Origin of the sequence: Herbidospora daliensis (assembly GCF_001570585.1) — a bacterium.
Lineage (GTDB): Bacteria > Actinomycetota > Actinomycetes > Streptosporangiales > Streptosporangiaceae > Herbidospora > Herbidospora daliensis.
This window is the reverse complement of sequence record NZ_BBXF01000001.1, coordinates 1,171,179-1,196,185: the sequence shown is the minus strand read 5'-3', so window position 1 is coordinate 1,196,185 and position 25,007 is coordinate 1,171,179. Positions and strand designations below refer to the sequence as shown.

Genomic DNA, 25,007 nt, shown 5'->3' with positions numbered 1-25,007 from the left:
CGCGTGGCCGCAGTTCTTAGGTTGTGTACCCGTGAGTGGTAAATGCGATCGACGAGGGGCCGACCAAGGCTGGGCCCTCGCAGAGCGAGTTCGTCCAGGGCCTCTTCGATCTTGTCGGCCGTCTCGGGATCTTTCTCACAGATGTCCAGGTACCACCGGTTCACCTCGTCGTGGACATTGATTCCAGGTCATCCAGCCAATATAAGGAAAACTTCTATTTCTGGCCGACTGAGTCAAGCCTGGAACACCGACTGATTAGCGGACAATGCGAAGACGGCCGGGCGCCCCCCGAATGGGTGCCCGGCCGTCCCGCGTCGTGCTACTCCGCGTCGAGGTCCCGTGCCAGCAGTTCCGCCAGCGTCTCCAGGGCCGCGTCGGCGCCGTCTCCCTCCGCCGACAGGGTCACCTCGGTTCCGTGGGTCGCGCCGAGGGACAGGACGGCGAGCATGCTGTCGGCCCTGACCGACTTGCCCTCGCCGATGCGGATCTTCACCGGTACGCCCGTTCCGGCCGCGGCCTGGACGAAGAGTTTGGCCGGGCGGGCGTGCAGGCCCGTCGAGGAGGCCACGGTCACTGTTCTCTCTGGCATCACGGCTCCACGGTGACTTTGATGGCCTCGCCGCGCATGACGATGTCGATGCCCTCCAGGACGTCGGTCAGCGGCAGGCGGTGGGTGATCAGGTCGGCCACCGGCACCGCGCCCGACGCGATGAGTTCGAGGGCCTGCTTGTTGTGGGCGGGGCTCGAACCGTTGGCGCCGACGATGGTCAGCTCGCGGTAGTGGACGAGGTTCGAGTCGAGCCTGATGATCGGGTTGTCCTTCGGCAGGCCGCCGAAGAAGCTGATGCGGCCCTGGCGGGCGACCATGCCGAGGGCCTGTTCCTGCGCCACGCCCGAGGCCGCCGCGGTGATGACCACGTCGGCGCCGCGGCCTTCGGTGAGCTTCAGCACCGCCTCGGTGACGTCGTCGCCGTGCAGGGCGGCGTCGGGGTTGACCAGGACGGCCGCCATCTCCAGGCGGTCGGGGTTCAGGTCGGCGAGGATGACCCGCCGGGCTCCCCGGGCGCGGGCCAGGCGGACGTGCAGGCAGCCGATCGGGCCCGAGCCGATCACGACCACGTCGTCGCCGGGGCCGACGCGGGCGAGTTCCTGGCCGTTCAGCACGCAGGCCAGGGGCTCGGCGACCGACGCCTCGGCGAAGCCGACCCCGGCCGGGATCCGGTTGACGCCGTCGACGGCGAGGACCTTCGCGGGCACCACCATGTACTCGGCGAAGCCGCCGTCGTAGTGGTAGCCCATCGACTCCTGGTTCGGGCAGACCGTCATCCGGCCGCGGGTGCACTCGCCGCACGTCCCGCACGGGATCGCCGCGATCACCTGGACCCGGTCGCCGGGCTCGAACGCGCCGGTCCCGGTCACGACCTCACCGGCGATCTCGTGGCCCATGACGCGCGGGGGCCGGATGTGGTGGTGGCCGAACTTCAGGATCTTGGCGTCGGTGCCGCAGGTGGAGCAGTTGCGCACCCGGATCAGCAGTTCGCCCGGACCCGCCACCGGCTCCGGGGCGTCCTCGACCCGGATGTCGCCGGGCGCGTGGAAGCGCGCGACCTTCATTCTGTTCCCTCCATGAGGAGTCGGAGGACCTCCGCCTCGTCGGCCGTCTGGCGCAGAGCCTCGGCGGCGTCGGGGTCCATGAGTATTTCGGCCAGTTCGGCCAGCAGGCGGACGTGGCCGTCGCCCTTGGCGGCGATGCCGACGCACAGGTTGACCTGTTCGCCGTCCCAGTCGACGCCGGCGGGGAAGCGCAGCACGCACACCGCGTCGCGGTGCACGACCTCCTTGGCCTTCACCGTGCCGTGCGGGATCGCGACGCCCTCCCCCACGTAGGTGGAGAGCGTGCGCTCGCGCTCCAGCATCGCCGCGATGTACGGCTCCGCCGCCGCCCCGACCGCCACGAGCGTCTCGCCGCACTGGCGGATCGCGTCGTCGCGATCCGTCGCGACGCAGTCGAGCCTGATGGCGCTCGGGTCGAGCGGGATGTCAGCCACCGACCACGCCGCCGCTCTTGATGGCGTTCACCAGCTTCGTCACCGCCGGGTCGCCGATGAACACCTGGAACGGGATCAGCACCGCCCCTTCGGGCGTCGACTTGCGGGCGCGGGCGGCCAGGCCCGCGTGGGTGACGACGACGTTCGCGTCGGCCGGGATCTGGTCGACCGGTGCGTGGACGACCTCGACGCCGTTGCCCTTGAGCTGCTTGCGGAGCGTGGAGGCCAGCATCACGCTGCTGCCCATCCCCGCGTCGCAGGCGATGACGATCTTCTTGACTGCCGCGCTGTCGATGCCGGCCATAGGGATCACGCCTCCTGGGGAGTGGTGGTGGGCTGCTCGGTCTCCTCCGCCGGGGCCTCCTTCTCGCCCCGGCCGAAGCCGAGGAGCGCCGAGGCGACCACGAAGGTGACGCCGGTGGCGACGAGGATGCCCGCGAGCACGCCGAAGTAGCCGCCCGCCGGGGTAACGGCCAGATAGGCGAAGATGCTTCCCGGCGCGGGGGAGGCCACCAGGCCCGAACCCGTCGCGATGAAGACCAGGATGCCGGAGGCGCCACCGGCGATCATGGCGAGGATCAGGCGGGGCTTCATCAGCACGTACGGGAAGTAGATCTCGTGGATGCCGCCGAAGAAGTGGATGATGATGGCCGCCGGGGCGCTCGGCCGCAGGGCGCGCGGGCCGAAGAAGAAGTACGCCAGCAGCAGGCCCAGACCCGGCCCCGGGTTGGTCTCCAGCATGAACAGGATCGACTTGCCGGCCTCGGCGACGTCGGCGGCGCCGAGCGGGGTGAGCACGCCGTGGTTGATGGCGTTGTTCAGGAACAGCACCTTGGCGGGCTCGATGACGATCGAGGCCAGCGGGAGCACCTTGGCGGTGACGAGCCAGTTGGCGGCGTCGCCGGCGACCTTGGTGACGGCCTCGATGATCGGGCCGATGCCCCACACGCCCAGCAGCGCGACCGCGCCGCCGATGATGCCCGCCGAGAAGTTGTCGACGAGCATCTCGAAGCCGGCTTTGATGCGGTCCTTGACCGCGTTGTCGAACAGCTTCAGCAGGAACGCGGCCAGCGGTCCGACGATCATCGCGCCGAGGAACATCGGCACGTCGGCGCCGACCACGACGCCCATCGTGGCGACCGCGCCGACCACGGCGCCGCGCTGGCCGTGGACCATGCGGCCGCCGGTGTAGCCGATCAGGACCGGCAGCAGCACCGTGATCATCGGTCCGACCAGGCCGGCGAACATCTCGTTCGGGATCCAGCCGGTCGGGATGAACAGGGCCGTGATCAGGCCCCACGCGATGAACGCGCCGATGTTCGGCATGATCATCCCGGCCAGATAGCCGCCGAACCTCTGGATCGTGGCCTTTATCCCGGTGCCCTGGACGGGCGGGGTGTAGTCGGTGGTCATGTGTGCTCCTTTCCGGGGAGCTCGGGGGGTGGAAAGGGGGGAGTCTTCAGGCCGCGATCAGCCCCCCGAAAGCGGCCGCGTGGGATCGGGTTCGCTGACGGTCACCCGATCACGTCTGATGTCGCCGGGCCCCGGCATGCGGCTGCCCGGCAGCTGCACCGCCGCGGTCGCCCAGGCCAGCCCCTCGACGAGGGCCGCCTTCCCACGGGCGCCGGCGGCGAGGAACCCGGCCAGTAATGCGTCGCCGGCCCCGACGGAGCTGCGCGGCTCCTCCGCCGCGCACTCGCCGTGCCACACGGTTCCGTCGTCGACCAGCAGGGCGCCGTCACGTCCGAGGCTCGCCAGTACGGTCTCCGCGCCCATCGCGCGCAGTTTCGCGGCGGCCTCCAGGGCGTCGCCGACCGTGTCGATGGGGGAGCCGGTGGCCTCGGCGAGCTCCTCGCGGTTGGGCTTGACCAGCCGGGGCCCGGCCTGCACGGCGGCCAGCAGGGCCGGGCCACTCGTGTCGACGGCCACGTTGATGCCCGCCTGCCGGAAGCGGCGGCAGAGGGTGGCGTACACATCGGATGGGACCTCGGGCGGCAGGCTGCCCGAGGCGACCACCCAGTCCGCGCTGTGCGCGGCGCCCAGGACGGCGGTGGCGATCTCCTCCAGCTCACGCGCGGTGAGCGTGGCGCCGGGCTCGTTGACCTTCGTGACGGTGCCGTCGGGTTCGGCGAGGGTGATGTTGGAACGGGTGGTCCCGGCGACCGGGACCATGATCATGTCGATGCCCTCGAGGTCGAGCAGCTCGATGAGCCGCCGGCCCTCCTCGCCGCCGTAGGGCACCACGGCGCACGAGCGCACGTGGTTGGCGAGCAGGGCGCGGGAGACGTTGACGCCCTTGCCGCCGGGGTCGAGGTGGGCGGCGGCGGCCCGGATGACCTCGCCGCGCGCCAGCGACGGTATGTCGACGGTGCGGTCGAGGCTGGGGTTCAGGGTCAGCGTCAGGATCATGCGCGGACCACCTCCGGGCCGTGCAGCGCCAGGTCGGCGGCCACCTGGGCGTCCAGGACGGTGTCGGTGATCACGACGTCGATCTCGGCCAGGGTCGCGAAGCGGGCCAGGAAGGTGTCGCTGAACTTGGTGTGGTCGGCCAGCAGCACGCTGCGCTGCGCGGAGGCGATCATCGCGCGCTTGATCGCGGCCTCGGCCGGGTCGGGCGTGGTCAGGCCCTTGGCCACGGAGATGCCGTTGGTGCCCATGAACGCCACGTCGACGTGGATGTCGGCCAGCGGCCGCAGCGCCCAGTCATCGACGGTGGCGAGGGTGCGGCCGCGTACCCGGCCGCCGAGCATGATCACGTTCAGGCTGGCCCGCGCGGCCAGGATGGTGGCCAGCGGCGGCGAGTTCACGATGACCGTCAGCTCGCGGTCGGCGGGCAGTTCCTGGGCCAGCCGCCGGGTCGTCGACCCGGCGTCGATGATGATCGCGCCGTCCTGCGGCAGCTCGGCGATGGCGGCCTTGGCGATGCGTTCCTTTTCGGACGTCATGACCTCGTCACGCGCCGCCAGCGCGGGCTCGAACCCGAGCCGCTCGACGGGGATGGCCCCGCCGTGCACCCGCCGCAGCACCCCGGCCTTCTCGAGGACGGTCAGGTCACGGCGCACGGTCTCGGTGGTGACGGCGAACTCCTCGGCCAGGGTCACCACGTCGACCCGACCGGCGGCGCGGGCCCGGCGCAGGATCTCCTGCTGTCGCTCCTCGGCGTACATGATGTTGGTTTCGTCCTTGGGTGTGTTGTTTTATCTGTGATTACACCCGTTTTACCTGGACGGTCAAGAGCTGAAACCAATACGAAACCAAGCAAACGCCTCAGGGGTGGACGTCGTACTCGAAGGGATGCGGGCCCAGGACGTACAGGGTCCGGTGGGCGGGGTAGCGGTTCTCGCGGTTCAGCGTGATGCCGCCGGTCGCGCCGTTCAGGTCCCGTACACCCGGTTCCATCAGCCAGGTGTAGACGGCGTTGGCGGGGAAGTCCTCGTCGGGCGCCTCGTCGGCGAACGCGCCGTCGGTGGCCTTGGCGGCGACCATCACCGCGTCGTAGGCGCCCGCGGCGTCGCTGTTCGGGACGTGGGCGGGCAGGCCACGGGAGGCGAAGTAGGCAGGGAAGCTCCGGACGAAGTGGTGCGGCCTCGGCCGGTCCACGTCGGGCGAGAACGAGATGCGGGAGAACTCCGCGAACGGGTAGCCGGTGGTGAGCCGGGCCGGGTCGTCGAGGTACTCGCTCGGCATGGCCTCGGCCAGGAAGCCGAAGCGGCCGCCGTCGGCGCGGGTGCAGCCCGACCGGCCGCGCATGGCGTTCAGCAGCTCCATCAACCGGGCCGAACGGCCCGCGTACACGACGAAGGCGCCGGCTTGGACGGCCCGCGCGCAGATGCGCCGGGCCGCGTCGTCGGCGGTGTGGTCCTGGCCGAACTCGGAGTAGTCGACGCGGACCGTGCGGGCGGCCGTGAAGCGGGCCGCCACCTTGTCGGCCAGGTCGACGCTGAACACCTCGTCGTCGGGGTGGGCGACGAGGATCAGCGTGGTGGCCTTCCGGGACCGGACGAACTCCGCCGTGATCGCGGAGACCTGGCCGTTCGACGGCGACACCTGGACGTAGCGGGTCGGCGCGCCCGGGCCCTCCACCATCGCGCTGCCCGTGACGGAGCTCCCGATCACCGGGATCTTGCCGTCGCTGAGCGTCGCCACGGCTTCGAGCGCGGCCGGGCGGCTCTGCGTGACGCCCACCACGGCGGAGATTCGGTCGCGGGCCGCCCGTTCGAGGATCATCCGGGCGACCTCGGTCCCGTGGGCGAACGCGTCGCCCGGGTTGGCGATGAGAATGCGCTGGCGCATGTGGTTCACGCCGGGGCTCGCGTTGACCTCGGCCAGCGCGACCAGCACCCCGCGCAGGCTCTGGACGCCGTTCAGCGTGGTGTTGCCCGAACCGTCCCGGACCGTGACGGGGGCGAAGAAGACCGTGGTCCGGTGGGGCTCGCTCAGGTCGACCGCCGCGTTGTGGGCCGCCGCCAGCCGCTCCAGCTCCCGCAGTTGGTCGCCTTCGGGGCCGGGCGGGGCGAGGCTGCACTCGGCGCCGTCGGTGACGCCGACGACCTCCCCGCCCTCGACGGCCCGGCACCCGCCGGGACCCCACACGTAGACCGGCACCGCGGCCGCCACCAGCAGCAGCGCGGCCACCGGGGCGGTCGCGCGCACGTAGTCGGCTCGGGCGGCGGGCCGGGGGTGGACCCGGAGGTTGGTCTCGAACCACTGCCGGGCGGCGCCGTCGTCCTCCTCTTCGGGCAGCGGGAGGGCGTACACGCGCCGGCCGGGACGGTGGTAGAGCTCGGCGACGTCGGCCGCCGTGAGCGCGGCCGCGACCGACGGCGGTTCGGCGGTGAGCGCGCCCAGCACCAGGAGCGGCGCCTGCGCTCCCTTGGACGCGGCCCGCTCGAAGGTGTCGAGCAGCACCTTGCACGGCGAGTCGGCGCCCCCGACCGTGCCGAGCAGCACCACGAACGACCAGCGCCGCCGCGCCCGGTGGACCCAGAACCGCGACGGCCGCGCGGCCTGGTCGAGGTCCCGCAGCAGCGCGGTCACCAGCAGCTCCTGGACCAGCGCCGTGTTGCCGCGCAGCCCGCCGCCCTCGGTGAGCTCCAGCGCGGCGTGCGGGAACCGGCGGTCGGGGGCCTCCAGGAGTTCCCCGGCCCAGTGCATCGACCGCCGCGACAACCAGAGGCCGTACACCCAGCGGGGGAACACCACGACGAACACCTGCAGCACGGCCTGCGCGACGGCGGCGAGCGAGACGCCCTGCCCGGTGTGCGAAGCGGCCCGCTGCGCGTGACCGAGCCACGGACGCCGGAGGGTCAGCTCCTCGTAGAGCCGGTCGCGCAGCGCCCTGCGCCGGGCCGCCGGGTCGCCGCCGGTCGCGGGCGCGCCCAGCACGGCCTCGCAGGTCCGCAACAACGGCAGCCGCAGGGCGCCGCTGCCCTGCGGCATCGTCTCGTGCAAACGGTCGGCCAGGTCGAGCACGATCCGCACGTGCGGCTCCGGCGCGCCGGCCACCTCGTCGGTGAGCAGCGCGTGGGGGACCAGGCTGACGTTCCGCCGCCCGAGCCGCCGGTCGACCAGCCGCTCGCGGTAACCGGCTACGATCGCCCCGGCGGCCGGACCGCCGAGCAGCAGCGCGGGCGGCATCGACCGGCGCGGCCGGGTGGCGATGACCGCGTCGAGCTGCATGGCCAGGAGATGAACGCCGCGCGGAAGCGGCCCGTTTTCCGGCGCCCAAAAGGGATTCTGCACGACATTCCCCACCTAGTCGCACGCGCAATGTAACCGGGAACCTACTGTGCGTCGCAGGGGATCGGCCATCGATATCACGGAATTTCAAATTTCAGTGGTCACCACGAGCGTCTCCTCAAGTAGGCCGTGATGTGGCGACATGTCACCGTGTGATCGCTTTTCGGGCTGAACTCGCTGTGTCACGATCGAGGCGGCACGACTCGTAATTCGAATTCGGCGGCGGGGTGCCCGTGCACGAGACACGTGACCTACTCGACCCGGAGGCCAGGAGCGACAGCGTGCTCCAGGTCATCAGGGCGCTGATGTGCCGTTCCGGCATGCGCACCGAGCTCGCCAGGCGCACCGGCCTGTCGATCGCGTCGGTCAGCACGGCGGTGCAGCGGCTGCTCGACGACGGCATCGCCCAGGGCGGCAAGAAGGAGGCCGTCGCGCTGCGGCCGGTGACCGGGGTCGCCGTCGGCGTCCAGGTCGGCGCCCGCCACGTCACCGTGGCCGCCCGGCTGCCCCACTGGCCGCGTGAGCAGGTGCGGCTCGTCACGCTCGGACGGGGCCTGCGCGACGGCGACGCCTGGATCGACGCGACGGCCGACGCCGTGGCCGGGCTCGCCGCCTCGATCGGGCGCGGCCCGGCCGACCTGGCGACGGTCGGGCTGGCCGTGCCGTGGCCGGTCGACCCGCGCGACCTGTCGCCCTCGCCCCCGTCGCCCTGGTTCGCCGCGCCCGACCTGCACCGGCGGCTCGCGGCCCGGTTCGGCGAGGTCAAGGTCGTCGTGGACGCCGACGCGCGGCTCGGCGCGCTGAACGAGCAGACCTACCACCATCCGTACGAGACGCTGCTCTACGTCGAGATCGCCGAACACGTGCTCGGCGGGCTGGTCGTCGGCCCGCGCATGGTGCGCGGCGCGCTCGGCCGCGCCGGAAGCGTGGGCCACCACGCGGCCGAGCCCGGCGGCCTCGACTGCTGGTGTGGCAAAAGGGGATGTTTGGAACGTTACATCAGCGTGCCGGCGGTGTTGGAGGGGGTGTACGTGAGCCTCCGGGCCCGAGGGGAGGACCCGCCCACGTCGATCGACGCCCTCGTCGCCCGTGCCCGCGCGGGCGACCCCGACTGCCGCTGGGCCCTCACCGCCGCCGCGAAACGGCTGGCCCGCGCCCTGCGCGAGAGCGCCGTCACCCTGGAGACCCAGGCGGTCGTGCTCGGCGGCCCGCTCGCCCCCGGCCTGCGGCTGGTCGCGTCGGAGTGCGAACAGGAGCTCCGCCGCTCGGCGTGGACCCGCCACATGGAACTCCGGTTCGCCCAACCGGACGCCGCCGCCCACGGGGCGCTGATTCTCGGGCTCATCGGCCATCTCCGCTGACTCTCGGTAGAGTCACTCTGGTCTCTTCCGTATCCCACTTCACAGGCACAGGTGGTCATTCATGTCAGCAGAGGGGCCCGAACTGCCTTCGCCGGAGCCCGACTATGAACCGCCCACCCTCATCCGCCTCGGCCGGGTCACCGATCTATTCGGCGGGAACTCCAGCAGCGGAAACGCCGACGCGAATTCCGACTATTACTGGTGATTTCGGAATTCTGATCAGACTGGTCGACGGCCGCCCAGACGGCGGCTCCGGGCTCCCCGGGCAGCCGGTCCGCCCCGGCGCCGAGGCGGTGAGACTCTACGGATCACCCCCGCCGTCCCTGGTCAGAGCCGTCGACCGCGACGGCGCCCTGGCCGTCTTCCTCGGCCACCTGACGGCCACCGAGCGGGAACTGCGGACCGCCCCGATCCGCGAGCTGCCCGGCGCCTATTCCTGCGTGATCGCCACCGCCGCCGGGGTCGAGCTGCACACCGACCGCGCGGGTCAATTCCCTTTCCATATCTCCGTACGCGGCCACGAGACTCTCATCGCCCATCACGCCACCCTCCTGGCCGCACTCCATTCCCGCACCCCCGACCCGCTCTCGGCGGCGATTCAGATCGTGTGCCCGAATGTGCTCCCGCTGACAATGGGCCGTTCCTTCTACACCGATGTCGGGCGATACGAAAATGCCCATCACGGCCCCGTGCGCCCGCTGCGCGAAGCGCTGACGGAAGCGGTCGCCCGGCGCGGCCCGGGAGTGACCGCCGACTTCAGCGGCGGCATCGACTCGACCTCCCTGGCCTTCCTCGCCGCCGCCGGGGGCCCGGTCGACGCGGTCGTCTACCACCACGAGGAGCTCCCAGCGGCCGACCTGGCCGCGGCCCAGCTGGCGGCGGGCCTGAACGACCGCATCCGCCTGAACGTGGTCACCGGAGACCGGGACACCCTCCCTTACCGGTTCGACCTGCCTGGTCTTGGCCTGCGGGGGCATGCGCTGCCGGCGACGGGAACCGGCCGGGATGCGGGTGGTCTCGCTGGGGCGAGCGCTTTGGAATTCACGGGGCACGCTTCGAATGACCCGGCTGAGGCGAATGCGTTGGGAAGCGCGAAGTCCGTTTCGGGTGGCGCGGGCGACTTGAGTGCTTTGGGAACCGCTTGGCCTGCTCCGGGTGGCCTGGCCGGGAGGGCGATGGGACTTGAGTGGCCCGGTTCGAGTGGGTCGGCCGGGGTGAGCGCGATGGAGCATCAGCGGGGTGGCCTGGTTCTCGGGCTGGCGATGCCTCGGCTCGACTGGCCGGCGCCAGGCATGCTGGCGTATCGGCGGGCGGCGTTGCGGCTCGACTGGGCTCGTCGGAGCGGGTCGAGGGTTCATCTCACCGGGGAAGGCGCCGACGCGCTGTTCCAGCCGTCGCCCTCCTATCTCGCCACTCTGTTCAGGCAGGGGGACCTGCGGAGATGGGTGAGCCATAGTGCCAGGTTGAGCCGGTTGCGGCAGGCGTCGGCGGTCGAGCTGGCGGTGCGGGCGGCTCGGCTGGCCGCCACCTCTCATGGCCGGGCGCTCCGTGCGCTGGCCCGGTCTCTGGTTCGGCCCTCCGGCCCGGGGACGGCTCCTGCCGATGCCATCGGCTGGTGGAGTGTGGCGGGTGAGGCCGCCGGATGGCTGACGCCGCGGATCAGGCGCGAGCTGGCCGATGTGGCCGCCGACCCGTCGACGGCTCGGAAGCTCCCGGCTGGGGTGACCCCGGCTCGGCATGCGACGCTCGCGTCGTTGCGGTCGGCGGCCGACGCGCAGCGTTTTCTCCGCACGCTCGGCGACCGCCTCGGGGTGGCGGTGCACGCCCCCTACCTGGACGACGCGGTTATCGCCGCCGTGCTCGACGGGCCCGAACCCGTTCCCGACCCGTCCAGGGCCAAGCCGCTGCTGGCCGACGCCCTTGCCGGGCTGGTGCCCGAGAGCGTTCTGGGGCGGCGGACCAAGGGCGCCTACCAGGCCGAGGAGTACGCGGGCGCCCGCGCGGCCCGCCGTCAGATCACCGCTCTGCTGGACGACTCCCGGCTGGCCGACCTCGGGGTGGTCGACCCGGACGCCGTCAGAACCACCCTGACCCGGTTGAACGCCGGGGCGCCGGTCCCCCTGAGCGCGCTCGGGCGGCTGGTCGCCCTGGAGGTGTGGCTGCGGAGATGATCTACCAACTGGCCGACGATGAGCGGGGTCTCGTCCTGGTCGACGTCCGCACGGGCGAGTGCCATGTGCTGAACCCGCCCGGCATGGTGACCTGGAGCGTGCTCAGCTCGGGCGGCACCCGCGACGACGCGGTCAGCGCCCTGGCCTCCCGCTATCCGGCCGTCCCGGGCGAGCGGCTGCGCGCCGACGTCGACGCCCTGCTCGACGACCTCCACCAGGTCGGCCTGGTGCCGGGCGGCCTGAGCCCGCTGGACGAGATCGTCACCGCCCCCGGCGACGTCCCGGCCGGGCCGGGACGGGCGCAGGCGGTCGACGTGCCGATGGCGGCCGGGCCCCCGGGCCGCCCGGGAGCCCGGGCGGCCGTCTTCCTCATGTTGGCGGCGGTGTTGCTGGTCTTCCCGTTCAAGGTCGCCCACCGGCTCGCCCTACGGGCGGGGCGCAACCGGCCGGCCCTCGATCCGGCGACCGCCCGCCGGATGGCCGCCGACGTCTCCCGCGCCGCCGGGTGGTTCCCCGGCCGGGCGGCCTGCCTGCAGATCTCGTTGGCGACGGTGTTGTGGGCGGGGTCGCGAGGACGCCGGGCCGACTGGTGCTTCGGCGTGCTGCCCGACCCGTACACCTTCCACGCCTGGATCGAGGCCGACGGAGAAGCCATCACCACCGGCGACGAACCGTCCTACCACCGGCTGCGGCCCTTGCCGTAGTCCATCGGCAGCGCCTGGAGGCGTTCGACCGGGATCTCCGACAGGACGAAGTACTTCTCCGGGCCGTCCGGTTCCACCAGGTGGTCGGGGTCGAAGAGCTCGAAGTACGGGTCGACGCCGCCGTTGCGGGCCATGTACGGCCGGGGGTCTTCGGCGTACGTCACCAGTGCGCCGCCCTTGTCGGTCATGATCAGGCCGTATTCCTGCATCGCCCGCGCGATGGTGCGGGCGGCGGGGGAGGTCAGGGTCGAGACGTCGAAGGCGGGGTCGAGGCGGAAGCGCTGGCCCTCGCAGGGGATGTCGGCGCCTTCGACGAAGCCGTCGTTGCGGGTGGCGGGCCAGCTGTTGCAGTTCGCCCTCGTCCGGACCGTCACGATGTTCAGCGCGTGGTCGATGCGGCCCCGCTTGAGTTCCTCGATGCGGATCGTGAACGCGCCGAACGGGAGGCCCGTCGCGGTCGCGCCGAGGGGGTTGTCGAAGATGCCGGGGTTCCGCGAATAGTTGTCGATCTTGCCGCCCCAGCAGGCCGACCAGTTCCCCAGGGCGTCCTTCTCGGCGCGCCAGAAGTCCCAGTACGTGTCGGTGGAGGGCTGGTAGATCGCCACGGAGGCGTCGGTGCCCTTCGAGACGATCAGGTCGGCCGGCGTGGGGACCGAGCGCAGCGAGTCGGCGATGACCGGGGCCAGGTGGGGGAGGCCGAGGCAGTCGGAGAAACGCCACTGTTTGCGGGGGGTGTGCCGGCCGACGGAGTAGATGGGCGCGGAGTACTCGTCGGTGTTGATCGCCCAGCTGCCGTAGTTCTGTTCCTTGTCGAGTTTGATGTTGTCGACGATGGCCTGCGAGTTCGGGGCCAGCGGCACGTTGCGGGGGAGCTTCTGGTTCCACGGGCCCCACGGCGCGAAGCCGTTGGTGGGTTTCGGGTGGGCGCCGGCCGTCGACGGGGTCAGGACCAGCGCCGTCGTCAGTGTCAGGATGAGCGCTTTGCGCAGCGGCATGGCGCGAGGGTAGGCGGGGGCGCGGGCCGCGCGCTTCAGGGTGCGACCCCGGGAATTCCGGCCGTCGACCCCAGCTCGCGCAGTTCCCGCCGCGAGGAGATGTCGAGCCGCCGGAAGACGTGCCCGAGGTGGAACTCGACCGTCTTCACGCTGACCACGAGCCGGTCGGCGATCTCCCGGTTGGTCAGGCCGTCGCAGGCCAGCCCGGCGACGGCGCGTTCCGCCGGGGTGAGGTCGTCGAAGGGGCGCGCGGGGCCGTCGACGACGAGGCCCGCCTCGCGGGCGGCGGCGCGGGTCAGGTCCTGGTAGGCGCGGGCGCCGATGCGCTCGAACTCCCGGTACGCCGCCCGCAGCGCCCGCTCGCCCGCCTTCGCCCGGCCCCGGAGCAGGTGGCAGCGGGCCGTGAGGAGGTCGACGAACGCGCGCTCCAGCGGGAACGGCGCGGCGTGGGCGCGGGCCTCGGCGAAACAGGCCAGGGCCCGCTCGTGTTCGCCGCGTGCCGTCGCGATCAGCCCGCGGGCCCGGGAGGCGCCCAGGCCGTCCGGGAAATCGGGGACGTCGCCCAGATCGCCCGCCCGGCCCAGTTGCGCGAGGGCCTCCTCCCGGACCGCGCCGAGCAGGTGGGTGCCCGGTTCGCCGGCCGGATAGATCCCGGCCAGGTCGGTCGACGCGGCCAGCGCCCACGACGGGTCGTCGCGGGCCCGCGCGATGGCGATGGCCGCGGCGGCGGCGTAGACGCGGGCGGCGGGGATGCCGGTGGCGCGGGCCCAGCGGGCCGACTCCTCGGCGTGCGCGCCCGCGCGGGCCCACTCGCCCATCGCGGCCAGCGGGTAGGCGGCCTGGGCGTGCAGCATGGCGTAGTCCCAGACGCGCTCGTTGTCCTGGGCGTCGGCGACGGCGAGTTCGGTGTGCAGCACCGCCTCGGCCAGTTCGCCGCGCCGGTAGAGCGCCTCGCCGAGGAAGCCGAGCGCCTGCCCGACCCGCAGCGGCTCGCCCTCGGCGGCGCGGTGCACGGCCAGCCGCAGGTCGGCGCACGAGCCGTCGAGGTCGCCGCGCCACAGGCGGATCATGCCGCGGGCCACCAGGCCGTCGAGTCCGGCGGGCGCGCCGGGGGTGTCGGCGGAGGTGAGCAGCTCCAGCGCCTCGCCAGCGCGTCCGGCGACGGCCAGGCCGAGCGCGCGGGCGAACCAGGCGAACGCGGCCACCCACGGTTCGCGCGCGCCCGCGACCGCCCGCGCCCCGTAGGTGATCATGTCGTGGTCGGAGACGGTGACGACGCCGATGACGGCCAGCTGGCTGGCGATCCGGGCGTCGAGGTCGGCCGGGCCCTCCTCCGGCGGCAGGTCGAGCGCCCGCAGCAGCAGCGACCGCGCCTCGGCGACCTGGCCCATCAGCAGCGTCTGGTAGCCGTGCACGTAGCGGCCCCGCCTGCCCCGGTCGGCGGCCAGCCAGCCGCGGAAGGGCAGGGTGCGGGCCAGGTCGCCGGCCACCAGCATGGCCTCCAGCGCGGCCAGCCGCAGGTCGCGGTCGCCGGTCAGCGGGAGCGACTGGGCCAGCAGGACCGCCGCCTCCTGGGTGCGGGAGTCGCGCTGCAACCGCGTCGCCTCTCGGGCGATGTCAGCGGCCAGCGCCTCGTCGGGCGTGCCGCCGGCGGCGGCGATGCGGTGCCGGAGCGAGTCGTGCCGGGCGTGCAGGGTCCGGCGGCGGGGTTCGGGGATGTCGTGGTAGAGCACGCTGCGGACCAGCGCGCTGGTGAACTCCAGCCCCTTGCCGGTCCGCCTGACCAGGCCGGTCGCCACCGCCGCGTCGGAGTCGGCGGGCCAGCGCCGCCCCTCCACGGAACCGGCCTCCAGCAGGGCCCTGACCTCGGGCGCGCATCTCCGCAGGCGGTCGCGCACGGCCGTGACGACCGAGCGGGGCGCGGGCAGCGGCCCGGCGCCGTAGGCCAGGGTGTGCGGGTCGAGCTCGTCGAGCAGGTGGCGGGCGTGCAGGGGGTGGCCGCCGGTGTGCTCGTGCAGGCGGGCCGCCCCGGCGGCCGACAGCTCCGGGTGCCCGCACAGGGCGGCCAGCCGGATCAGGTCGGCGGCGGGCAGGCCGGATAGGGTGACCCGTTCGGTCATCAGGCGGCGCCAGCCGTCGCCCAGGGCTTCGAGGTCACCGACGACCACGACGAACACGTCGGGCCGCCGCCGGACGGCCAGGCGCAGCGCGCCGAGCTGGTCGCGGTCGGCCCAGTGGGCGTCGTCGAGCACCACGACGCAGTCGCGGAACACCGGTTCGGGGCCCTCCCAGGCCAGTTCCGGTTCGTGTTCGTCGGCGGCGGCCCAGAAGACCGGGCGGTCCTGGCTCGCGGTGAAACGGCGGGCCAGCGCCGTCTTGCCGATGCCCGGTTCGCCGTCGATCCCCACCACATGCGCCCGGGTGGTGGCGAGCCAGGTCAGCTCGCATTCGCGGCCGACGAAAACCTCCTGCATTCCGGCTATTCAACGCGCCTGCGCCGACTTCGCCCAAGGTTGGCGGCAGCCGTACAGAAAAGAGGCTCTTGGCTTTTGAATCTTTCACGGGCTCCCGGCCGCGCCGGGCCGGGAGCTGGTCAGCGGCGCGTCACGGGAGTTCGAAGTTCTCCGTCAGCGCCGCCCCTCGATGGGGTTTGTAGAGGTCGTAGCCGCGCGGGTTGCACTGGAGGCCGCCGTTGATGCAGTGGCGGACCAGCGCGGCCAGGATCGCCGGGTTGTCCCAGGCGTTGAAGAAGTCGTAGTGCCACGAGTAGCCGCGGCCACTCGACAACCTGGCGTTCGACAGGTCTCCGCTCGCCGGGAAGGCGATCTTGAATTCGAGCATCGGCACCGCCACCGGGTGGGACGACGGGCAGTAGCCGCCGACCGGGTAGGCCATGTGGCTCTTGTGGTTGGCGCTGTCGAGGTTCACCCCGTCCCAGCAGCTCGGGGCCTGGTAACGCACGTTGACCTGGCTGCCCGCCGGGCAGTTGGCCGGGATGTCCCACTGGAAGGACAGGTTGCCGCACTCGAAGCCCTCGACCCGGCCGGGGGAGTCGCGGAACTCGGCGAGCGTGGCGGTCGGGCTGCCGACGACGAAGCGCAGGCCCTGCGGGAAGGGCACCACGCGCCAGTACTCGTGGATGCCGGACTTGTAGTAGATGACCTGGTGGCCGGTCGGGGCGATCAGCTGGTCGCCCTTGTAGAAGCTCGGGAACCAGTAGGCCGACTTGTCGTGCGGGTTGGTGCACGAGGTCGAGCCGTTGAGCAGCGACGCCGACGTGCTGGCCGCGTTCGTCGTGGTGTTGCCGACGAACGTGTGCATGTGGGAGGCGCCCGGCAGGTTCGGGTAGACGATGGGGTCGTCGGGGCGGTGCTGGGTGAGCGAGCAGTTGGCCTGGAACTCGCGGTGGGTGACCGGGTCGGTGAACGTCGGGCTCGGGACCGGCTGCTGGCCGGAGCCGCCGGTGCCGTAGACCTTGAACTCCCAGAGCGAGTAGCCGTAGCCGGTGCCGCGCTGGGTGCCGTAGAGGCGGACGTAGCGCCCCGAGCCGGTGACGTTCAGCGTCTGCGTGCCGCCCGCGCCGGTCGTGGTGGAGTAGACGTCCGTGTACGGCCCGCCCGCGTTGGCGGAGGTCTGGATCTTGAACGTCTTCCCGTAGGCGCCCTCCCACTGGAGGACCACCTGGGAGATCGTGGCGTTGCCGCCCAGGTCGACCTGGATCCACTGGGGGTCGCTGAAGGCGCTGGCCCAGCGGGTGCCGGTGTTGCCGTCGAACGCGGCGCCGGCGGCGTAGCCGTCGCCCTCGTTCGACGAGGCGGTGGCCGGCCGGTTCTGGGAGATGAGGGCGTCGGCGGCCATCGCGGGCGCGATGACGGCCAGCCCGGCCGTGATCGTCGCCACGATGGTGGCGACGATCAGGCTCAGGCGTATTCGTGGATGCACGGCGTCTCCTCGGCAAGAAGGGGGGTGATGGAGAGCGCTCTCCAAAGGAGAGTGGGCCGTGTCATCTCACCTTGTCAATACCGTGACGGAAACACGCAGTTCACACAGGCTGCTCCCAGACCATGTCGACCTGGTGCTCGATGGTGACGTAGCCCGCGCGGGCGAACGCGCGGGCCATCGGCACGTTGGTGACGTCGGTGCTGGCGCGGATCCTGGGAACGCCGTTTCCCGCCAGGATCCGGGTGCCCTCGGCGAGCAGCTCGCCGACCAGCCCCTTCCCCCGGTGCTCCGGGACGACGCCGATGTAGGCGATGATCGGGTTGTAGGGGTTGCGGGCCGGGATGACGAAACCGGCGGGCGCGCCGCCGACCACCACGACCCGCCACCATTCGCGGGGCGAGTCGTAGAGGTCCAGTTCGTGCTCGTACTGGGCCTCGGCCTGTTCCCGGGGGCTCATCCGGGTCAGTTCCGCTTTCGTGTGGACGTCGAGGCTGCCCTCGACGACCCGTTCCATCAGGCCGACCAGTTCCTCCCGGCCGGCCGGTTCGCGGAACCGCGCGCCGGTGGCGGCGATGGGCGTGCCGGGCCGCCATTCGAGGCGCAGGCGCTCCACCAGCGGGGTCGCGCCCGCCTCCCGCAGCACGTCGAGCCAGGTCGTGTCGTGGTCGCGCCAGTCGGGCGGGACGAACCGCAGGAACGGCGGCGGGGCGCCGGTCACCACCTCGCGCAGGGCGGCGTCGAGCAGCGCCCGTCCGGCGTCCGGGGTGGCGAGGTCGAAGACGTCCATGACGGCCGGTCGCTCGCCGGGGTCGCGACGCCACCAGGCGGCGCGGGCGACGGGCTCGCCGTCGTCGAGGGCCAGCCACAACCAGTCGAGACGGCGGCGGCCGGTGTCGAGGTCGGATTCCAGCTCGGCGTTGAGCGACGAGGGGAAACGGCGGAACAGGTCGAGTTCGTGACGGCCTTTCAGGGGCCGGACTTCCAGCATGGGCTTCCTTGGGGAAAGGTCGCCCGGGTCACTCCTCGCCCTGACGGGAGGAACCGGGCGTGATGTTGGCGTACATGGCGATTCCTCCTTTCTTCCGGCCTCCATTGATAGCGGTCACGGCGACGGCGACGCAACGCATTTCAGCCGCAGGTCGACCACCGAGCGCCCGGCGTGCACGACGAACTCCCCTTCGTCGGTACGCCACCCGCCCGCCTCCCAGTGCTGGAAGGCCCGGCGGGGCAGCGCCACGGTCGCCTCGACCGCCTCGCCGGGCTCGGCCCGTACGACGGCGAACCCGGCCAGCCAGCGCGGCGGCCGGCCCGACCCCGGTCTCGACAGGTAGACCTGCACGACCTCCCGGCCGGCCCGCTCGCCGGTGTTCCGCACCCTGACCCTGACCCCGTCGCCGGTCGGCGTGAGGTCCTCGTAGGACCACGTCGTGTAGCCGAGGCCGTGGCCGAACCAGTAGCCCGGCGAGCGGTCGGCGGTCAGCCAGCCGCGATGGCCGGCGTTCAGCCCCTCGGCGTAGATCACCTGCCCGTGCACCGGCGCGGCCTCCACCAGCGGCACGTCGCTCCAGGTCGTCGGCAGCCGGCCGCCCGGCTCGCGGCGGCCCGACAGCACGTCGGCGACGCCGTGCCCGCCCTGCTGGCCGGGGAACCAGCAGAGCAGCAGCGCGTCGACCTCGTCGCGCCACGGCATCGCGACCGGCCCGCCCGAGTTGACCACGACGACGGTCGTCGCGGCGGCGGCGACGGCCTTGACGAGGTCGTCCTGGCGGCCGGGGAGGCCGAGGCCGGTCCGGTCGTGCGCCTCGCTCTCGATCTCCTCGGTGGTGCCGACGACGACGATCGCGACGTCGGCCTCGGCGGCGGCCTCGACGGCCTGCCGGATGGCCGCGTCGTCGTCGAGGGCGGGCGGGTCGGCGGCCAGCACGCACGCCCGGCCGGTGTGCGGCTCGATCGCGCGGGTGCCCTGGACGAGCACCTCGACGCCCTCCTCCAGCCAGACGACGGCGTGCCGGAACGGCGGTTTCAGGTGGACCGTGGCGGGGTCGTCGCTGTCGCACGGGACGTGCGTGTCGAGCACCCGCCGCCCGTCGACGCTCAGGGTCAGCCGCCCCCACCCGGCCATGGAGAGCCGCCAGTGCCCGGAGACCTCCGGCCGCAGGAAGGAGCTGACCTCGACGGTCCGGGTGCCCTCGACCACCGACGGCTCGGGGAGCCACCCCGTCCGCCGGTCTTCGGTGAAGAGCTCCTCGCCGTCGTCGCCGAGCATGCGGACCCACACCCGGTCGACCGGCGACGGCCCGGCCTGGAGGTCGACCCCGGGCACGTGCACCAGGCCGGGCGCGACCTCCCGCAGCCCGTCGAGGATCGACACCACCGAGGAGGGGTAGACGCCCCCGCTCCCGCCGCCCTGGATCCGGGTCCGCGCCGCGTGCGCGCCGATGACCGCGATCTTCGGCGTGGACAGCGGCAGCACCTCGCCGTCGTTCTTCAGCAGCACGCACGAGTCGGCGACCGCCCGCCGGAGCAGCGCCAGCTCGGCGGGGTCGGACGGCGACACCGTCGAGGGCCGGTCGCGGACCCGGCCGGCCAGCCGCCGCAGGCGGGCGACCTTGTCGCGCACGACCTCCTCGGGAACCGTTCCGTCGTCGACGGCCGCGCGTAAGGGGTCGCCCCAGAAGTCGTTCGGCCCCGGCATCGCCAGGTCCTGGCCCGACAGGGCGGAGGCGACCGTCGACCGGACGCCGCCCCAGTCGGAGACCACCACCCCGTCGAAGCCCCACTCGTCCTTCAGCGGCTCGCGCAGCAGCGGGCTCTCGGCCATCGGAACCCCGTTGACCTGGTTGTACGCCGACATCACCACCCACACCCCCGCCGCCACCGCCGCCTCGAACGGCGCGAGGTAGACCTCCCGCAGCACGCGGGCGGCGATGAGCGAGTCGTAGGTCATGCGCTCGGTCTCGGCCTCGTTGCCCACGTAGTGCTTGGCCGTCGCCGCGACGCCGCGCGACTGGACCCCGCTGATGTAGGCGGCCCCGGCCAGCCCGGTCAGCAGCGGGTCTTCGGAGAAGCACTCGAAGTGGCGGCCCCCGAGCGGGGAGCGGTGCAGGTTGAGGTTGGGGGCCAGCAGCACGTCGACCCCCTTGCGGCGGGCCTCGGCGCCGAGGAGGGCGCCGAGCTCGCGCACGAGATCGAGGTCCCAGGTCGCCGCCAGCGCGGTCGGGGAGGGCAGGACGAGCGAGGTGCGCCGCTCGTCCCAGCCGGGGCCGCGCACCCCGACCGGGCCGTCGGACATGACGAGTTCGGGCAGCCCCAGAAGAGGCTCCGAAGCGGTCCGCCATACCGACGACCCGGACAACAGCCGGACGAAGTCCACAGATCCCCCCGCGTCTGAGTGGGTTTGGAGAGCGCTCTCCATTGAAGGGATCCGGGACCGGCCCTGTCAATCCACCAGCCGGGCCGCCTCCTCGTCGGTCAGCTCGTCGAGCTCCTCGGCCAGCAGGTCCTCGATGGTCCTGGCCAGCTCCTCGACCGTCCGGCGCAGGAACAGATACCTGATCGGCACGTCGAGGTCGATGATCGCGCGGATCCGGGCGGCCACCCGCACCGCGATCAGGGAGTGCCCGCCGACGGCGAAGAAGTCGTCGAGCGCCCCGATCCGGTCGAGGCCGAGGACCTCCTGCCAGATGTCGGCCACCAGGCGTTCGGCGTCGGTGCGCGGCTCGACGAACTCCGCGCCGCTCTCGGCGACCGGATCGGGCAGCGCCTTGCGGTCGACCTTGCCGCTGATGGTCATCGGCATGGATCCGAGGCGGGTCCAGAGCGCCGGCATCATGTACGCCGGAAGGATCTTCTCCAGGTGGTCGCGCAGGTCGCCGAGGTCGGCGTCGCCGACGATGTAGCCGACGAGGATGTCGCCCCGCGCCGTCACCGCCGCCTGGTCGACCCCCGGGCAGGTGAGGATCGCCGCCTCGACCTCGCCCGGCTCCACGCGGAACCCGCGCACCTTGACCTGGTTGTCCATGCGGCCGAGGAACTCCAGGTTCCCGTCGAAGTTCCACCGGGCCCGGTCGCCGGTCCGGTAGACCCGCTCGCCCGCGAACTCGACGAACCGCTCGGCGGTCAGCTCCGGGCGGCCGTGGTAGCCGTCGGCCACCCCGGCCCCGCCGATCAGCAGCTCGCCGGCGACGAACGTCGGCGCGACGCCGCCCGCCCGGTCGGCGACGTAGCAGGTGGTGTTGGCGATCGGCCGCCCGATCCGGGGCTCCCCGCCGCCGGGCGGCACCTCCCAGGTCGTCGACCAGATGGTGGTCTCGGTGGGGCCGTACACGTTGACCAGGCGGCCGAGCCTCGGCCGCAGCTCGCGCGACAGCTCCTCGGGCAGCGCCTCGCCGCCGACCAGCCCGGTGATCTCCGGGGCGGAGAACCCGGCCTCGATCAGCACCCGCCAGCCCGACGGCGTCGACTGGATGTGGGTGACGCCGGCGTCCTCGATCAGCTTGATCTGCGCCGCGCCGTCGACCGCGACGTCGCGCCCGGCGATGACGGCCCGGCCCCCGCCGACCAGCGGCAGGTAGAGCTCCAGCGCCGAGATGTCGAACGACACCGACGAGAGCACCAGCCACACCTGCCCGGGGTCCGACCCGAGCAGGTCGGCCATGCCGGCCAGGAAGTTCGCCAGCGCCGAGTGCCGGATCACCACGCCCTTGGGCCGCCCGGTGGAGCCCGAGGTGTAGAGGGTGTACGCGTGGTCGTCGGGCCCCGGCGGGAAGCCGTCGGACGGGTCGGCCGCCAGCGCCTCGCTGACCGTGACGACCTCGACCTCGGCCGGGAGGCGCTCCGCGGGCCCCTCGTCGGCCAGCACCAGCACCGCGCCCGAGTCCTCCAGCATGTACTGGATGCGGGCCGGCGGGTTGTCGGGGTCGATCGGCAGGTAGGCCGCCCCCGACCGCATCACGCCCAGCAGCGCGGGCAGCACCCGCACCGACCGGTCGACGCACACCGCCACGACCGAGCCCCGCCGGTCGCCGAGCCGCCCGGCGATCCGGCTCGCGGCCCGGTCGAGCTCGGCGTAGGTCAGCACGTGCTCGCCGTCGGAGAAGGCGATCGCGTCGGGGGTGCGGGCCACCTGCTCGGCGAACAGCCGGGGCAGCGGCGCCGGGATCGGCCGGCCGGTGGCGTTCCAGGCCGAGACGAGCCGGTCGCGCTCGTCGGCCGTCATCAGGGGCAGCCGCGACAGCGGCAGGGACGGGTCGTCGGCGATGCCGCGCAGCAGCACGCGGAAGCGCTCGAACAGGGCCGTCATGGTCGGCTCGTTGAACAGGTCGGTGTCGTAGCGGACCACCGTCACCAGGTCGCCGCTGTCGTCGCCGGCCCGGAACACGTCGACCGCGACGTCGCAGCGCACCCACTTCCAGCCGTGCGGGAAGGGGGTCGCCGTCAGCCCGGAGAAGTGCTGCTCGCGCTCCAGCTCGCCCGGGTGGAGGGTGAGCGTGGTCTGGTAGAACGGCGTGACGCTGAGGTCGCGGCCGATGTCGAGCTCCTCGACCAGCCGCTCGAACGGCACCCGCCGCCGCGACAGCGCCCCGAGCAGGGCGGCCATCGTGCCGCGCAGGAACTTCTGGAACGGCGGGTCGCCCGACAGGTCGCCGCGCAGCACCAGCATGCCCGACAGGCCCGCCACCAGGGCGTGGGTCTCCTCGGTGTCGCGCCCGCCGTCGGGCACGCCGACGGTCACGTCGTCCTGGCCGGAGTGCCGCGACAGCAGCACCTGGTAGGCGGCCAGCAGCAGCGCGAACAGCGTGCAGCGCGAGGCGCGGGCCACCTCAGACAACCGGGTGACCAGCTCCGCCGGGATCCGGAACGCCATCTCGTCGCCGTGCCCGATCCGCTCGGCCGGGCGGGGCCGGTCGGCGGGCAGCTCCAGCGTCGGCGGGTTCGCCAGGCGCTCCCGCCAGTACGCCAGCTCCTTCGGGTCGATCTCCGGCGTCTGCTCGGCGTGCTCCCGGGCGGTGATCTCCAGCGGCGCGGGTTCGCCGCCGCCGTAGAAGACCGCCAGGTCGTCCATGAGGACGTCCAGCGACCAGCCGTCGCAGATGATGTGGTGGACGACCACCACCAGCACGTGGCTCTCGGGCCCGAGCCCGACCACGGAGACCCGGAACGGCAGGTCGCCGACCAGGTCGAACGGCCGGTTGGTGCGGGCGGCGACGAGCGCCTCGGCCTCCTCGGCGGAGGCGGCCCGCAACCACTCGACCTCGATCGGCGCGGCCGGTTCGACGACCAGCACCGGCCGCCCGTCGACGGCGGGGAAGCGGGTGCGGAGCGTCTCGTGCCGCCGGGCCAGCGACGTCAGCGCCTTCTCGAGCGCGGCGGGGTCGAGGGGCCCGGTCAGCAGCCGGACCCGGTGCAGGTTGAAGGCGGCGTCCTCGGGGTCGAACTGCTGGAGGAACCAGGCGCGTAACTGAGCCGGGGTCATGCCGTCTCTCCTGAACGCAGTCGGCGGGCGAGCGTCAGGCGCTCGTCCCGGGTGAGTAGATGTCTGGCCGAGTAGGGGGCCGAGCTTCCGGCCAGCCCTTCGATCGCCTCGGCCGCCGCGCCGAGCCCGCCGTCGGCGGGCACCCGGGCACGCGGCCCGGTCAGCGCGGTCTTCAGCAGCGCCGCCGCCTCCTCGGGCGACCACCGCTGCTCGGGCAACCACGACCCGAGCCCGGCGGCGGCGACCCGGGCCCCGTTCTCGGCCCGGTCGAACCCGTGGGCCAGCACGACCTGCGGGGTGCCGGAGGCGGCCGCCCTGATCAGGGTGCCGATCCCGCCGTGGTGCAGGATCGCCCCGACTCGCGGGACGACCCGGTCGAACGGCAGGCCGGGGAACCAGCGCATGCCGTCGGGCAGCGTCTCGGGCACCAGGTCGCGGTGCCGTACGGCCAGCAGCGCCGGCCGCCCGACCGCCCGGCAGGCTTCGACGGCGACCTGGTAGAACCGCTGGTGCAGCATCCGCCCGGTCCCGCCGGTGACCAGCACGGCGTCCTGGTCGAGCAGCTCCTCGGCTTCGGGCGGGAGGTCGTGGCCGCCGCCCGCGTCGCCGAGCGGCGCGCCGGTCAGCCGCACCCGCTTGGGGGCGGGGGTGCCCGCCTGGTCGAACCACGAGGGCCACAGCGCGACGTCGAGGGTGGCCGAGGCGAACCACGCCGCCCAGTCGCGGACGGGCGGCAGCCCGACGGCCTCGCGGACCGCGTCGAGGCGGTCGGCCATGGTCCGGGCGTAGGTGTGCGCGACGCCGCGCTCGGACATGTACTGGATCGGCGTCACCGCGACCCAGGCGGCCGGGGCGTCGAGCGCCTCGGCCGCGAACAGCGTGGAGATGGCCGTGGTGTGCCGCCCCACCAGGATCGTCTCGCCGGGAACGTATCGTTCCATCGTGTGCCTGACCTCGAACGCGATCTGCTCGAACAGGCCGTTGGCCTCGTAGTAGTCGCGCCACCGCCGCAGGCCGGCGCCCAGCAGCGGGGGAGTGTCCGCCAGGTTCGCCTCGTACGCCTCCTTCGTGTCGATCGCGGTGAACGCCAGGCCGGCCCGTTCGGCCAGGTCTCCGAACGGGGCGTGGGTGAGGAGCTCGACCTCGTGGCCGCGCTCGCGCAGCGCCCGGCCGAGGGCCACGAACGGCAGCACGTCACCATGGCTGCCGTGCGTGGACATGATCACTCGCGCCACGTGCGGTCTCCCAGGAGCGCCTTGATGTCGCCCGCCGGGAGGGCGTCGACCTCGGCGAGCAGCGCGTCGACGTCCTCGCCCTCCTCGTCGAGGACCTCCTGGATGGCCCGTGCCGCCCCGGACGCGGTCAGGTCGCCCGCGAACAGCACCTCGACCGGCAGCACCACGCCGAACTCGCCCTCCACCCGGGCCAGGAACTGCACCATCGAGAGCGACTGACCGCCGAGGTCGAAGAAGTCGTCGTCCGGGGACGTGACCGGGACGCCGAGGATGTCGCTCCAGAGCCGCATGACCCGCTCTACGTTCACTTTTCCTCCGTGCTTTGCCTGATTTCTGG

20 protein-coding genes are annotated in these 25,007 nt (G+C 72.8%); 4 read left to right on the top strand and 16 right to left on the bottom strand.

Annotated elements, in window-relative coordinates; translation table 11 throughout:
* Positions 1-319: 319 nt before the first annotated feature.
* From AW274_RS04705 to AW274_RS04670, 8 genes are all read right to left on the bottom strand, one after another.
* Positions 320-589, bottom strand: coding sequence for an HPr family phosphocarrier protein (locus AW274_RS04705; RefSeq protein WP_062429652.1), 270 nt, complete (start codon positions 587-589; stop codon positions 320-322).
* Positions 589-1,614, bottom strand: coding sequence for a zinc-dependent dehydrogenase (locus AW274_RS04700; RefSeq protein ID WP_062429650.1), 1,026 nt, complete (start codon positions 1,612-1,614; stop codon positions 589-591). Before AW274_RS04700 ends, AW274_RS04705 begins: the two co-directional genes overlap by 1 nt.
* Positions 1,611-2,048, bottom strand: coding sequence for a PTS mannitol transporter subunit IIA (locus tag AW274_RS04695; protein WP_062429648.1), 438 nt, complete (start codon positions 2,046-2,048; stop codon positions 1,611-1,613). The genes AW274_RS04700 and AW274_RS04695 overlap by 4 nt, the downstream gene beginning before the upstream one ends.
* The gene (locus AW274_RS04690; RefSeq protein WP_062429646.1) at positions 2,041-2,352 is read right to left on the bottom strand and encodes a PTS sugar transporter subunit IIBC family protein; all 312 of its coding nucleotides are present in this window, start codon (positions 2,350-2,352) and stop codon (positions 2,041-2,043) included. Before AW274_RS04690 ends, AW274_RS04695 begins: the two co-directional genes overlap by 8 nt.
* Before the next feature lie 5 nt (positions 2,353-2,357).
* The gene (gene mtlA, locus AW274_RS04685) at positions 2,358-3,461 is read right to left on the bottom strand and encodes a mannitol-specific PTS transporter subunit IIC (RefSeq protein WP_062429644.1); all 1,104 of its coding nucleotides are present in this window, start codon (positions 3,459-3,461) and stop codon (positions 2,358-2,360) included.
* A gap of 57 nt (positions 3,462-3,518) precedes the next feature.
* Positions 3,519-4,457 carry a 1-phosphofructokinase gene (gene pfkB / locus AW274_RS04680; protein WP_062429642.1) on the bottom strand — a complete coding sequence of 313 codons (939 nt, stop codon included), beginning with the start codon at positions 4,455-4,457 and terminating at the stop codon, positions 3,519-3,521.
* A complete protein-coding gene (locus tag AW274_RS04675; RefSeq protein WP_062429640.1) occupies positions 4,454-5,215 on the bottom strand; it encodes a DeoR/GlpR family DNA-binding transcription regulator in 762 nt (253 codons plus the stop codon). The genes pfkB and AW274_RS04675 overlap by 4 nt, the downstream gene beginning before the upstream one ends.
* A 100-nt stretch (positions 5,216-5,315) precedes the next feature.
* Positions 5,316-7,727 carry an ABC transporter substrate-binding protein gene (locus AW274_RS04670; RefSeq protein ID WP_062429638.1) on the bottom strand — a complete coding sequence of 804 codons (2,412 nt, stop codon included), beginning with the start codon at positions 7,725-7,727 and terminating at the stop codon, positions 5,316-5,318.
* Between the two features lie 293 nt (positions 7,728-8,020).
* Here AW274_RS04670 and AW274_RS04665 point away from each other — a divergent pair, with 293 nt between their 5' ends.
* The 4 genes from AW274_RS04665 to AW274_RS04655 all read left to right on the top strand — a co-directional run bounded on the left by AW274_RS04665 (position 8,021) and on the right by AW274_RS04655 (position 12,023).
* The gene (locus AW274_RS04665) at positions 8,021-9,148 is read left to right on the top strand and encodes an ROK family transcriptional regulator (RefSeq protein WP_157519763.1); all 1,128 of its coding nucleotides are present in this window, start codon (positions 8,021-8,023) and stop codon (positions 9,146-9,148) included.
* 61 nt (positions 9,149-9,209) lie between these two features.
* Positions 9,210-9,353, top strand: a complete 144-nt coding sequence (locus tag AW274_RS40020) for a hypothetical protein (protein WP_157519762.1) — start codon at positions 9,210-9,212, stop codon at positions 9,351-9,353.
* Between the two features lie 88 nt (positions 9,354-9,441).
* Positions 9,442-11,319 (top strand): asparagine synthase-related protein, encoded by a 1,878-nt coding sequence (locus tag AW274_RS42560; protein WP_062429634.1) that lies wholly within the window; start codon positions 9,442-9,444, stop codon positions 11,317-11,319.
* Positions 11,316-12,023 (top strand): lasso peptide biosynthesis B2 protein, encoded by a 708-nt coding sequence (locus AW274_RS04655; RefSeq protein ID WP_062429632.1) that lies wholly within the window; start codon positions 11,316-11,318, stop codon positions 12,021-12,023. Before AW274_RS42560 ends, AW274_RS04655 begins: the two co-directional genes overlap by 4 nt.
* On the opposite strand, the gene AW274_RS04650 is transcribed toward AW274_RS04655, so the two are convergent.
* The 8 genes from AW274_RS04650 to AW274_RS04615 form a co-directional block, all read right to left on the bottom strand.
* Positions 11,996-13,018, bottom strand: a complete 1,023-nt coding sequence (locus AW274_RS04650; RefSeq protein ID WP_062429630.1) for a hypothetical protein — start codon at positions 13,016-13,018, stop codon at positions 11,996-11,998. The two genes, AW274_RS04655 and AW274_RS04650, sit on opposite strands and share 28 nt — an antisense overlap.
* Before the next feature lie 35 nt (positions 13,019-13,053).
* A complete protein-coding gene (locus AW274_RS04645) occupies positions 13,054-15,492 on the bottom strand; it encodes a helix-turn-helix transcriptional regulator (protein ID WP_062429628.1) in 2,439 nt (812 codons plus the stop codon).
* Between the two features lie 130 nt (positions 15,493-15,622).
* Positions 15,623-16,960 (bottom strand): DUF1996 domain-containing protein, encoded by a 1,338-nt coding sequence (locus AW274_RS04640; protein WP_198169009.1) that lies wholly within the window; start codon positions 16,958-16,960, stop codon positions 15,623-15,625.
* 100 nt (positions 16,961-17,060) lie between these two features.
* Positions 17,061-17,948 carry a GNAT family N-acetyltransferase gene (locus AW274_RS04635; protein WP_062429626.1) on the bottom strand — a complete coding sequence of 296 codons (888 nt, stop codon included), beginning with the start codon at positions 17,946-17,948 and terminating at the stop codon, positions 17,061-17,063.
* Positions 17,949-18,062: 114 nt separating this feature from the next.
* The gene (locus AW274_RS04630; protein WP_232319974.1) at positions 18,063-20,333 is read right to left on the bottom strand and encodes a glycoside hydrolase family 3 C-terminal domain-containing protein; all 2,271 of its coding nucleotides are present in this window, start codon (positions 20,331-20,333) and stop codon (positions 18,063-18,065) included.
* A 66-nt stretch (positions 20,334-20,399) separates the two neighbouring features.
* Entirely contained in the window at positions 20,400-23,435 is a 3,036-nt protein-coding gene (locus AW274_RS04625; RefSeq protein WP_062429622.1) for a non-ribosomal peptide synthetase, read from the bottom strand.
* Positions 23,432-24,670 (bottom strand): glycosyltransferase, encoded by a 1,239-nt coding sequence (locus AW274_RS04620; RefSeq protein WP_157519761.1) that lies wholly within the window; start codon positions 24,668-24,670, stop codon positions 23,432-23,434. Before AW274_RS04620 ends, AW274_RS04625 begins: the two co-directional genes overlap by 4 nt.
* Positions 24,658-24,978: an acyl carrier protein gene (locus AW274_RS04615; protein ID WP_198169008.1), complete on the bottom strand. Its 321-nt coding sequence runs from the start codon at positions 24,976-24,978 to the stop codon at positions 24,658-24,660. Before AW274_RS04615 ends, AW274_RS04620 begins: the two co-directional genes overlap by 13 nt.
* Positions 24,979-25,007: the final 29 nt, after the last annotated feature.